Source organism: Salmonella sp. SAL00670, assembly GCF_046552235.1.
In the GTDB taxonomy this organism is placed as follows: Bacteria; Pseudomonadota; Gammaproteobacteria; order Enterobacterales; family Enterobacteriaceae; genus Salmonella; species Salmonella enterica.
On the sequence record NZ_JBGDUO010000005.1, the window covers coordinates 230581 to 242735 of the forward strand.

Sequence of the window (12155 nt, forward strand, 5' to 3'; positions counted from 1 at the left end):
CAAGCTATGGCACCATGATAATACAAATGGATACAAATGATCGAGCAACCCGACAGTAAAAGCGCCAAACCGCTTTATAAGCAGCTTGAAGACGCCTTAAAAGAGGCTATTGCGCGTGGAGAGTATAAACCAGGCCAGCAGATCCCGACGGAAAATGAACTGAGCGTGCGCTGGCAGGTGAGCAGGGTCACGGTCCGTAAGGCGCTGGATGCGCTGACGCGTGAAAATTTGCTGACCCGTGTCTCCGGCAAAGGCACCTTTGTCTCTGGTGAGAAATTTCAGCGTAGCATGACCGGCATCATGAGTTTCAGCGAGTTATGCCAGTCCCAGGGACGTCGCCCGGGGTCACGCACCATCAAATCCGTTTTTGAATCGGTAGACGATGAGACAAAAGCGTTACTGAATATGAACGATGGCGAAAAAGCGGTCGTCATTGAACGTATCCGCTATGCCGACGATGTGGCGGTATCGCTGGAAACCGTACATCTTCCCCCACGTTTTGCGTTTTTGCTGGACGAAGATCTTAATAATCACTCTTTGTATGAATGCTTACGCGAGAAATACCATTTATGGTTTACCCACTCCCGTAAGATGATCGAACTGGTTTATGCCAGCTTTGAAGTCGCCCATTATCTTGGCGTCAACGAGGGTTATCCGCTGATCCTGATAAAAAGTGAAATGATTGATAACAAAGGAGAACTCTCCTGCGTTTCGCAACAGTTGATTGTCGGCGATAAAATACGGTTTACTGTATGATGTCAGCATTACGCTAACGAAGAGCAGGCTGAATCGGGATCCAGATCGCGGATCCCGATTTTTTTTGGTTTCCATCTTGATCAAATGTCTTTAAATGTCATATAAAAATAATAATACATTATGAGTCATTTATGGCGAATCCTCGCCTGTATCATTGATGGAACCAGAGGAAAGCATGATGGGTATGAAAGAGACAGTTAGCAATATTGTGACCAGCCAGGCAGAGAAAGGAGGCGTTAAATACGTCTATTACGTGGCGTGCGGCGGTTCTTATGCGGCGTTCTATCCGGCGAAAGCATTTTTAGAAAAAGAAGCGAAAGCGTTGACTGTCGGTCTGTATAACAGCGGAGAATTTATTAACAACCCGCCGGTAGCGCTGGGAGAAAATGCCGTTGTGGTTGTCGCCTCCCACAAAGGTAATACGCCAGAGACAATTAAAGCGGCTGAAATCGCCCGTCAGCACGGCGCGCCGGTCATTGGTTTAACCTGGATAATGGATTCACCGTTGGTGGCGCATTGCGACTATGTGGAAACGTACACGTTTGGCGACGGTAAAGATATTGCCGGAGAGAAAACGATGAAAGGCCTGCTGAGTGCGGTCGAACTGCTCCAGCAGACGGAAGGGTATGCGCACTACGACGATTTTCAGGATGGCGTCAGCAAAATCAACCGTATCGTCTGGCGCGCTTGCGAGCAGGTAGCGGAGCGTGCGCAGGCGTTCGCGCAGGAATATAAAGACGATAAAGTCATTTACACCGTCGCCAGCGGCGCAGGCTATGGCGCAGCCTACCTACAGAGCATCTGTATCTTTATGGAAATGCAATGGATACATTCCGCCTGTATTCATAGCGGTGAGTTTTTCCACGGGCCGTTTGAAATTACCGATGCGAATACGCCTTTCTTCTTCCAGTTTTCCGAGGGCAATACGCGGGCGGTGGATGAACGCGCGTTAAACTTCCTGAAAAAATATGGCCGCCGGATTGAAGTTGTCGATGCGAAAGAGCTGGGGCTATCGACCATTAAAACCACGGTTATTGATTACTTTAACCACTCTCTCTTTAATAACGTTTATCCCGTTTACAATCGGGCGTTAGCTGAGGCGCGTCAGCATCCGTTAACGACGCGCCGCTATATGTGGAAAGTGAAATATTAATTACATCAGGATGGATAAAAAAGCAGGGACGCTTTTTATTGTAAAGACAAACAAGGAATAATGATGAGCATCAGCGTATTGAGTATTGGCGACAACGTTGTCGATAAATACCTGCATTCCGGCATTATGTACCCCGGCGGTAATGCATTAAATTTTGCTGTCTATGCGAAATTAGCAGACATCCCCAGCGCGTTTATGGGGGCGTTTGGCAATGACGACGCCGCGCAGCACGTACAGGATGTATTACACCAGCTACAGATAGACATCTCTCACAGCCGCCATTATACCGGCGAAAATGGGTATGCCTGTATCCGTCTCACGCATGGCGATCGGCAATTTGTCGCCAGCAACAAAAACGGCGTATTGCGGGAACATCCTTTTAGCCTGTCTGACGGCGATCTTCGCTATATATCACAATTTACCTTAGTCCATTCCAGTATTAACGGCCACCTGGAATCGGAACTGGAGAAAATTAAACAACAAACCGTCTTACTCTCTTTTGATTTTTCCGGGCGCGGTACAGACGACTATTTTAAAAAGGTATGCCCGTGGGTAGATTATGGATTTATCTCCTGTAGCGGGTTATCGCCAGATGAAATCAAAATAAAACTCAATAAACTTTATCGTTATGGCTGTCGGCATATTATTGCCACCTGCGGGCATGAAAAAGTTTATTATTTTTCCGGCGCGGATTATCTGGAGTGGCAACCTGCTTATATCGAACCTGTCGATACGCTGGGCGCAGGCGACGCCTTCTTAACCGGTTTTTTGCTTTCCATTTTGCAATCGGGTATGGCGGAACCCGATAAAGAAAGCGTGCTACGCGCCATGCGGCAGGGCGGGAAATCGGCGGCGCAGGTGTTATCTCATTACGGCGCATTTGGTTTTGGTAAACCGTTTGCACAATAGGTTACGTCCCTCAATGTAAAGCGACACTCACTCCAGATAACCCAGGAGGAAGTATGTTTTGGACGGAATTATGTTTTATCCTGGTGGCCCTGATGATAGGCGCCAGGATCGGCGGCGTATTTTTAGGGATGGTCGGCGGGTTAGGCGTCGGCGTGATGGTTTTTATTTTTGGCCTGACGCCTTCTACGCCACCGATTGATGTTATTCTGATTATTCTTTCTGTTGTCCTGGCGGCCGCATCTTTACAGGCCTCCGGCGGGCTGGATTTACTGGTCAAACTGGCGGAAAAAATTCTGCGTCGCCACCCTCGTTACATTACGTTATTAGCGCCGTTTATCTGTTATCTCTTCACTTTTATGTCAGGAACGGGGCATGTCGTTTATAGTTTGCTACCGGTTATTTCTGAAGTCGCACGGGATTCAGGTATTCGACCGGAACGTCCTTTATCTATTTCCGTTATCGCATCGCAACAGGCGATCACCGCCAGTCCTATATCTGCCGCCATGGCGGCGATGATTGGTTTAATGGCGCCGTTGGGCGTCTCTATTTCAACCATTATGATGATTTGCGTGCCCGCCACGTTAATCGGCGTAGCGATGGGGGCAATAGCGACCTTTAATAAAGGAAAAGAGTTAAAAGACGATCCGGAATATCAACGTCGGCTTGCTGAAGGGTTAATTAAACCTGCGCAGAAAGAAAGTAAAAATACGGTGGTCACTTCGCGCGCCAAATTGTCGGTGGCGTTATTTCTGACCAGCGCGATCGTTATCGTTCTGTTAGGACTGATTCCGGCGCTGCGGCCCATGGTGGAAACAGCGAAAGGGCTACAACCGCTTTCGATGTCCGCCGCTATCCAGATTACGATGCTCTCTTTTGCCTGCCTGATTGTGTTGTTATGCCGGCCGCAGGTCGATCAGATTATCAGCGGTACGGTATTTCGGGCAGGCGCGCTGGCGATTGTCTGCGCCTTCGGCCTGGCCTGGATGAGTGAGACGTTCGTGAATGGTCATATCGCGTTGATTAAGGCAGAAGTGCAAACTCTATTGCAACAGCATACCTGGCTTATCGCCATTATGATGTTTTTCGTGTCCGCTATGGTCAGCAGCCAGGCGGCAACGACGTTAATTCTGTTGCCGCTGGGGCTGGCGTTAGGGTTGCCCGCTTATGCGTTAATCGGCTCCTGGCCTGCCGTTAACGGCTATTTCTTTATTCCGGTGGCAGGGCAGTGTCTGGCGGCGCTGGCGTTTGACGATACCGGTACGACGCGTATTGGCAAATATGTGCTTAACCATAGTTTTATGCGTCCGGGATTAGTTAACGTGATTGTCTCGGTCATTGTCGGGCTGTTAATAGGAAAAATGGTTCTGGCCTGATTGTTATTAAATTTTTTATAGCACACGTCACTTATTATTTTTAATTCAGAGGAAGAAAATGAAAATTAGAGTTTTCATGGCCACCGTGTTGCTGCTCATCAGCCACTGTGTATTTAGCACAACGTCACTACCGCATATTGTTATTCTCGCGACAGGCGGTACTATCGCCGGGACGGCAGCCAATAATACGCAAACCGCCGGATATAAATCTGGTGAACTTGGCGTGCAAACATTAATAAATGCCGTGCCGGAAATGAATAATATCGCTCGCGTTGACGGCGAGCAGGTGGCGAATATTGGTAGCGAAAATATGACCAGCGATATCATCCTGAAACTTTCACAGAAGGTGAATGCGTTATTGGCGCGGGACGATGTTGACGGTGTGGTTATTACTCATGGCACTGACACGCTCGATGAAACCGCCTACTTTCTTAATTTGACCGTGAAAAGCGACAAACCGGTGGTGTTTACCGCTGCAATGCGGCCCGCGTCGGCAATCAGCGCCGATGGCGCAATGAACCTGCTGGAAGCGGTCACGGTGGCTGCTGACCCGAATGCGAAGGGACGCGGTGTAATGGTCGTTTTAAACGATCGTATTGGTTCGGCGCGCTTTGTAACGAAAACCAATGCCACGACTCTGGATACCTTTAAAGCGCCGGAAGAGGGCTATCTGGGGGTCATCGTTAATGGTCAGCCACAGTTCGAAACGCGGGTGGAAAAAATTCATACCCTGCGATCTGTTTTTGACGTACGTAATATCAAAAAATTACCCAATGTGGTGATTATTTACGGCTATCAGGACGACCCGGAATATATGTATGATGCGGCGATCGCCCATCACGCGGACGGTATTATTTATGCCGGAACCGGCGCAGGTTCAGTCTCGGTACGCAGCGACGCGGGGATTAAAAAAGCGGAGAAGGCCGGGATTATCGTGGTGCGTGCTTCCCGCACCGGAAACGGCGTAGTACCGTTGGATAAAGGGCAGCCTGGACTGGTGTCTGACTCGCTCAACCCGGCGAAGGCGCGAGTGTTGCTGATGACGGCACTAACTCAGACGCGTAATCCGGAACTGATCCAGAGTTATTTCAGTACGTATTAATCATGAAGGCCTGTGCGCCCACCCTCGAAGATGGGCGCACAAGATATTAACGCATGGTCACAAACTCTTCCGATGCGGTCGGGTGAATAGCGACGGTATTATCGAAGTCTTTCTTAGTAGCGCCCATCTTCAGCGCCACTGCGAAGCCCTGCAACATTTCATCCATGCCGAAGCCGATACCGTGGATACCCACAATTTTTTCTTCCGGCCCGACGCAGACCAACTTCATACGGCACGGCTGGCGGTGCGTCGTCACCGCGGTATACATAGCGGTAAACGATGATTTATAGACTTTCACCTGCTCGTCGCCGTACTGCTCGCGCGCCTGCGGCTCGCTTAACCCGACAGTGCCGATAGGCGGATGGCTAAAGACCACGGTCGGGATGTTGCTGTAGTCCAGATGCTCGTCCGGCTTGTTGTTAAACAGGCGTTCGGAGAGACGGCGACCGGCGGCGACGGCGACTGGCGTTAGTTCTACCGCGCCAGTATTGTCGCCAACGGCGTAAATGCCTTCAACGTTGGTATTCTGGAATTTATCGACAATGATGTAACCTTTTTCATTGGTTTTCACGCCCGCTGCCGCCAGATTAATATTGTCGGTCGACGGTTCGCGACCAATGGCCCAGATCAGGCAATCAACGGTTTCACTACGGCCATCTTCCAGTTCCAAAGTCAGACTGCCGTCGGCGTTTTTCACCACCGCTTTCGGCACGGCGTGAGTATGCAGTTGCGGGCCTTCGGCGTTCATCACCTCAACCAGCGTTTCGCTAATCATCGGGTCAAAACTGCGCAGCGGCGCATGTTTACGGACAAACAGATGCGTTTTCGCCCCCAGCGCGTTGATAACGCCAGCCAGTTCAACGGCGATATAACCTGCGCCTACCACCGCGACGCGCTCCGGCAAGGCAGATAGCGCAAAGAAACCGTCGGAATCAATGCCGTATTCCACGCCTGGAATGCTCGGATGGCTCGGACGGCCGCCGGTAGCGATCAAAATATGGTCGGCGGTGATGGTTTCGCCGTTCACTTCAATGGTTTTGGCATCGACAAAGCGGGCAAAGCCTTTAATCACATCCACGTTATTTTTGCCCAGCACGTTGTCGTATGAAGTATGGATGCGGTCAATATACGCGGTACGGCTGGCAATCAGCTTGCTCCAGTCGAACTGATTAATCGTGGTGTCAAAACCGTAGTCCGGGCCATACAGATGAATCGCTTCACGAATCTGCGCGGCATGCCACATCACTTTCTTCGGCACGCAGCCCACGTTAACACAGGTACCGCCCAGCTCTTTGGCTTCGATGAGCGCGCATTTCTGGCCGTACATAGCGGCGCGGTTAATCGAGGCGATACCGCCGCTGCCGCCGCCGATAGCGATGTAATCATAGTGTTTGGTCATGACCGCTCCTTTATGTTCGTTGTCGGACGGATAGATTCTGCGCTACCCGCCAAAATATTCGCGATTGTATACCTGAAGGTGAAAGGTTCCACCGATGGCTGTGATTACTCCGGCACGATCCAGCTTACCGAAGTGTGTCCGTGACCGTTTGGCGCCAACCTGCTGTGCAGCCACGGTAGCACGTTGTTCATCTGCTGCTCCAGTTTCCACGGCGGGTTAACCACGATCATACCGGACGCCGTCATCCCGCGCTGATCGCTGTCCGGGCGGATCGCCAGCTCAATTTGCAGGATTTTACGGATGCCGGTGGCCTCCAGCTCATGAATCATGCGCTTAATTTGCTGGCGGAGCACCACCGGATACCATAGCGCGTATGTCCCGGTGGCGAAACGTTTATAACCCTCGCTGATGCCGCTGACTACCGCCTGGTAGTCGGTTTTCATTTCATAAGGCGGGTCAATGAGGATCAGACCGCGGCGGGAAACCGGCGGTAATTTGGCTTTCAGTTGCTGATAGCCGTCAGCGCGTTCCACGCGGGCGCGGTTGTCTTTTTGAAACTCCGCGCGCAACAGTGGGAAGTCGCTGGGATGTAATTCCGTGAGTTGCAGACTGTCCTGCTCACGCAGCAACTGGCGGGCGATCAACGGAGAGCCCGGATAGTAGCGTAACTGCCCGCTGCGGTTGAAATGTTTTACGACGCTAATATACGGTTCCAGTTCGGCGGGCAGATCGTCCTGCTGCCAGATACGGGCGATGCCTTCCAGATACTCTCCGGTACGTTCAGCATGTTCGCTGCCCAACTGATAACGCCCCGCGCCCGCGTGCGTGTCCAGATAGAGAAACGGTTTTTCTTTCTCTTTTAGCGACTCGATGATCAGGCTCTGAACGGTATGTTTAAGGACGTCGGCGTGGTTGCCAGCGTGAAAGCTGTGACGATAACTGAGCATGGATGCAGATATTCCGGGAAGTAAACAAGTTAGCCGATAGTTTACCGCAGATCCGTAGAGATTACCGCTCTTGCGCTTTTATCGCCGTTGGCCAGGAGGAAAAACAAGTAGGCTGTGGCGTCAGAGCGTAAATAACGTCAACGAAGTGATGCAGGCGTCTGGATTGGCCTGTTTTACGGTCTTAAGGAAGGTGGCAAAATTTCGATTGAATAGGGTGTAGTTATGAAGGAAGCGCGTCTGTTTTCTTTGCCCTTCCGCTGTTATCCAGTCGACTGACCAGACTGAACGACCACTGACTCTCGTTGTTCCCGGTTTCGCCTCAATAATGCTGGTGAGTGGTATCGCGGTGGTGATACCGTCCGCGACTTCATAGAGGTACTGCATGTCAAAGTAGTAATCCGCGTTATAGCCGCGAGAACTGCCAAATTTTCGCAGCATCAGCGAAGAAGATGAAATTAATTTACGGCCATCTTGCAGATGCTTACTCCGACGGAAAATTTTTCGCCCAGGGAAAATAAAGAAAACAATAAATATCAGTACAATAACCTGTAATAACGTGGTCATATACAATCCTTGTATTCCAGAAACGAAAAAGTTGAGAATATTATACATGGGCAGTTTGCGCAAAAATGACAGCGATTGATGCCACGGCCCTGTTTTCAGAAAAACACCCATGAAAAGCCTATCTGAATTTAACGCTAATCATGCCGCGACGCGTCCACTGACTTACCCCTGTCGGGTCTTATTCTGAAATCGTTTTTATTATGATGATAGTGCTGGTTTTACCTTGTTTAATTGATTAAAACGATAGCGCTAATAATAGAAAAGAAAGGATTCATTGATGTTCCATTATGGAAAATGTGTCGTTCGCACGCTGTTTTTATTACTGGTTTGCTGTTCGCTGTCGGGCTGTCTTTCATTTGGGCTGATACTTGCCACCGATAAAGATGGCAATCGTCATCAGTCTACCTGGAAATCGGATACCGTTACCGCGCTTTCCTTAGGTAAAGATAGCAACGGGAAAACGGGCTGGGTGTTTGTTGGCGAACATTTTGACTACCTGTTGACCCAGGGTGGCGATAATGTGGTCGCGCTGTTAAAAGATGCGACTATTCGCCGGGATAAAATGCGAGTAAAGGATGGTGTTAAATTCCTGATTGATACAGATAAGAAGGAGTTTACGGGTGAAGTCAATGTGACTTACGCCTGGGTGGATGAGAAAGACAAACTGGCGGCGGTAGGCTACGGGTTTACTTGTGCAGACGGCGCGGTAAATTGCACGCTATCCGTCATGGACCTGAAAGGGACTATCCATCAGAAAAATAAAGAGCAGAGCGTTACGCAGCAGCTATCGTTCTATCATCCTTTCACCGTTGAGTTCTATCAGTATCAGCGCAGTATGTCCGGGGCAAAATTTGGCAGAGTGTTGCTGCCGGTAACTTTGGCGCTGGATATTGTCACTATGCCGCTACAACTACTGATCTTCAGTCGTTAAAATTGGATTCAGCAGCAATGCCTACGTTCGGATGCTGGCATTGCTGCACGGGTGAAATGAGCGCCCACCATCATTGAAATTCCCCCAACTATCCCCCATTCTAGATCCATAGCGAAAGCGCGATAGAGCGCTTCATTTCTTTTTTAGACCAGGACTGCGCATATGACCAATCCATTACTAACGTCTTTTTCACTGCCGCCTTTTTCTGCAATTAAACCGGAGCATGTGGTGCCTGCGGTCACCAAAGCGTTGGCCGATTGCCGGGCGGCGGTAGAAGGCGTTGTGGCGCATGGCGCGCCGTATAGCTGGGAAAACCTCTGCCAGCCGTTGGCGGAAGCCGACGATGTTCTGGGGCGTATTTTCTCGCCAATTAGCCACTTAAACTCGGTGAAAAATAGCCCGGAGCTGCGTGAAGCCTACGAACAGACGCTGCCGCTGCTGTCGGAATACAGCACCTGGGTTGGCCAGCATGAAGGGTTGTACAACGCGTACCGCGACCTGCGCGACGGCGATCATTACGCCACTCTGAATACCGCGCAGAAGAAAGCGGTTGATAACGCGCTGCGTGATTTTGAACTGTCCGGCATCGGCCTGCCGAAAGAGAAACAGCAGCGTTACGGCGAAATCGCCACTCGCCTGTCTGAGCTGGGCAACCAGTACAGCAATAATGTGCTCGATGCCACTATGGGCTGGACGAAGCTCATCACCGATGAAGCCGAGCTGGCGGGAATGCCGGAAAGCGCGCTCGCCGCCGCTAAAGCCCAGGCGGAAGCCAAAGAGCAGGAAGGTTACCTGCTGACCCTGGATATCCCGAGCTATCTGCCGGTCATGACCTACTGCGACAACCAGGCGTTGCGCGAAGAGATGTATCGCGCCTATTCCACTCGCGCCTCCGATCAGGGGCCGAACGCCGGTAAGTGGGATAACAGCCCGGTGATGGAAGAAATTCTTGCGCTGCGCCATGAACTGGCGCAACTGCTGGGCTTCGAAAATTATGCCCATGAATCGCTGGCCACCAAAATGGCGGAAAATCCGCAGCAGGTGCTCGACTTCCTGACCGATTTGGCGAAACGCGCCCGTCCGCAGGGGGAAAAAGAGCTGGCCCAGCTGCGCGCCTTCGCCAAAGCCGAATTTGGCGTTGAGGAGCTGCAACCGTGGGATATCGCGTACTACAGTGAAAAGCAAAAACAGCACCTGTACAGCATCAGCGATGAGCAGCTACGTCCGTACTTCCCGGAAAACAAAGCCGTGAATGGCCTGTTTGAAGTGGTGAAACGTATTTACGGCATCACTGCCAAAGAGCGTACTGACGTTGATGTCTGGCACCCGGAAGTACGTTTCTTTGAACTGTATGACGAAAATAACGAGCTGCGCGGCAGCTTCTACCTTGACCTGTACGCGCGCGAACACAAACGCGGCGGGGCGTGGATGGACGACTGTGTCGGCCAGATGCGTAAGGCGGACGGCACATTGCAAAAGCCGGTCGCTTATCTGACCTGTAATTTCAACCGTCCGGTGAACGGTAAACCCGCTCTGTTTACCCATGACGAAGTGATCACCCTGTTCCACGAGTTTGGTCATGGCCTGCATCATATGCTGACCCGCATTGAGACCGCCGGGGTCTCCGGTATCAGCGGTGTGCCGTGGGACGCGGTCGAACTGCCAAGTCAGTTTATGGAAAACTGGTGCTGGGAGCCGGAAGCGCTGGCGTTTATCTCCGGCCACTATGAAACCGGCGAGCCGTTGCCGAAGGAACTGCTGGATAAAATGCTGGCGGCGAAAAACTATCAGGCGGCTCTGTTTATTCTGCGTCAACTGGAGTTCGGCCTGTTTGATTTCCGTCTGCATGCGGAATTTAACCCGCAGCAAGGAGCGAAAATTCTTGAGACGCTCTTTGAAATCAAAAAACAGGTCGCCGTGGTGCCGTCACCGACATGGGGCCGTTTCCCACATGCGTTCAGCCATATCTTTGCTGGCGGCTATGCGGCAGGCTACTACAGCTATCTGTGGGCCGACGTACTGGCGGCGGACGCTTATTCCCGCTTTGAGGAGGAAGGCATTTTCAACCGTGAGACCGGTCAGTCGTTCCTTGATAACATCCTGACTCGCGGTGGTTCTGAAGAGCCGATGGAACTCTTTAAACGCTTCCGTGGCCGTGAACCACAATTGGACGCGATGCTGGAGCATTACGGGATTAAAGGCTGATTTTACGTGCAAATCTGCTTAATGGATGAAACGGGCGCCACAGACGGCGCCTTATCTGTTCTGGCTGCCCGCTGGGGACTGGAGCATGACGAAGACAACCCGATGGCGCTGGTGATGACGCCGCAACATCTGGAGCTGCGCAAGCGCGACGAACCGAAGCTCGGCGGCATTTTCGTCGATTTTGTCGGCGGCGCGATGGCCCATCGACGTAAGTTCGGCGGTGGGCGCGGTGAAGCGGTGGCGAAGGCGGTCGGTATTAAGGGCGATTATTTGCCGGATGTGGTTGATGCCACGGCCGGACTGGGGCGCGATGCGTTTGTACTGGCGTCCGTCGGTTGCCGCGTGCGGATGCTGGAGCGTAATCCGGTGGTTGCCGCGCTGCTCGACGACGGCCTGGCGCGTGGCTATGCCGATGCGGACATTGGCGGCTGGCTTCAGGAGCGTTTGCAGTTGATTCATGCTTCCAGCCTGACGGCGTTGACTGATATCACGCCGCGCCCGCAGGTGGTCTACCTCGATCCGATGTTTCCTCACCGGCAGAAAAGCGCGCTGGTGAAGAAAGAGATGCGGGTGTTTCAGTCGCTGGTGGGGCCGGATCTCGACGCCGACGGACTGCTGGAACCGGCGCGTCAGTTGGCGACCAAACGCGTGGTGGTCAAACGTCCCGATTATGCGCCGCCGCTGGCGGATGTCGCGACGCCCAACGCCATCGTCACCAAAGGGCATCGGTTTGATATTTATGCCGGAACCCCTCTGACGGAGTAACGGATTGCCCGATGGCGCTACGCTTATCGGGCCTACGATTCTCAATTATTT

11 protein-coding genes are annotated in these 12155 nt (G+C 51.8%); 8 read left to right on the forward strand and 3 right to left on the reverse strand.

Annotation, left to right across the window (positions count from 1 at the left end):
• Positions 1-36 precede the first annotated feature (36 nt).
• From ACLJRS_RS17365 to fraE, 5 genes are all read left to right on the forward strand, one after another.
• A complete protein-coding gene (locus ACLJRS_RS17365) occupies positions 37-756 on the forward strand; it encodes a GntR family transcriptional regulator (protein WP_000572570.1) in 720 nt (239 codons plus the stop codon).
• Between the two features lie 175 nt (positions 757-931).
• Positions 932-1909, forward strand: coding sequence for a 6-phosphofructose-aspartate deglycase (gene fraB, locus ACLJRS_RS17370; protein WP_077906483.1), 978 nt, complete (start codon positions 932-934; stop codon positions 1907-1909).
• A 63-nt stretch (positions 1910-1972) separates the two neighbouring features.
• A complete protein-coding gene (gene fraD, locus ACLJRS_RS17375) occupies positions 1973-2818 on the forward strand; it encodes a fructose-aspartate kinase (RefSeq protein ID WP_000028446.1) in 846 nt (281 codons plus the stop codon).
• A 53-nt stretch (positions 2819-2871) separates the two neighbouring features.
• Positions 2872-4191 (forward strand): anaerobic C4-dicarboxylate transporter family protein, encoded by a 1320-nt coding sequence (locus tag ACLJRS_RS17380; RefSeq protein ID WP_000498939.1) that lies wholly within the window; start codon positions 2872-2874, stop codon positions 4189-4191.
• A gap of 58 nt (positions 4192-4249) precedes the next feature.
• Positions 4250-5293 carry a fructose-asparagine asparaginase gene (fraE, locus tag ACLJRS_RS17385; protein ID WP_000702755.1) on the forward strand — a complete coding sequence of 348 codons (1044 nt, stop codon included), beginning with the start codon at positions 4250-4252 and terminating at the stop codon, positions 5291-5293.
• 46 nt (positions 5294-5339) lie between these two features.
• On the opposite strand, the gene gorA is transcribed toward fraE, so the two are convergent.
• The 3 genes from gorA to ACLJRS_RS17400 all read right to left on the reverse strand — a co-directional run bounded on the left by gorA (position 5340) and on the right by ACLJRS_RS17400 (position 8203).
• On the reverse strand, positions 5340-6692 hold the full coding sequence (gene gorA / locus ACLJRS_RS17390; protein ID WP_000160778.1) for a glutathione-disulfide reductase: 1353 nt from the start codon (positions 6690-6692) through the stop codon (positions 5340-5342).
• A gap of 104 nt (positions 6693-6796) precedes the next feature.
• Entirely contained in the window at positions 6797-7639 is an 843-nt protein-coding gene (locus ACLJRS_RS17395; RefSeq protein WP_000954235.1) for a 23S rRNA (adenine(2030)-N(6))-methyltransferase RlmJ, read from the reverse strand.
• A 120-nt stretch (positions 7640-7759) separates the two neighbouring features.
• Complete coding sequence (locus ACLJRS_RS17400) at positions 7760-8203, reverse strand: hypothetical protein (RefSeq protein ID WP_000209571.1); 444 nt, start codon at positions 8201-8203, stop codon at positions 7760-7762.
• A 277-nt stretch (positions 8204-8480) separates the two neighbouring features.
• Between ACLJRS_RS17400 and ACLJRS_RS17405 the strand changes: the two genes are divergently transcribed.
• The 3 genes from ACLJRS_RS17405 to rsmJ all read left to right on the forward strand — a co-directional run bounded on the left by ACLJRS_RS17405 (position 8481) and on the right by rsmJ (position 12104).
• A complete protein-coding gene (locus ACLJRS_RS17405) occupies positions 8481-9134 on the forward strand; it encodes a hypothetical protein (protein ID WP_000469194.1) in 654 nt (217 codons plus the stop codon).
• 162 nt (positions 9135-9296) lie between these two features.
• Positions 9297-11339, forward strand: a complete 2043-nt coding sequence (gene prlC, locus ACLJRS_RS17410) for an oligopeptidase A (RefSeq protein ID WP_000184178.1) — start codon at positions 9297-9299, stop codon at positions 11337-11339.
• Between the two features lie 6 nt (positions 11340-11345).
• Positions 11346-12104 (forward strand): 16S rRNA (guanine(1516)-N(2))-methyltransferase RsmJ, encoded by a 759-nt coding sequence (rsmJ, locus tag ACLJRS_RS17415; RefSeq protein ID WP_001165132.1) that lies wholly within the window; start codon positions 11346-11348, stop codon positions 12102-12104.
• Positions 12105-12155 lie beyond the last annotated feature (51 nt).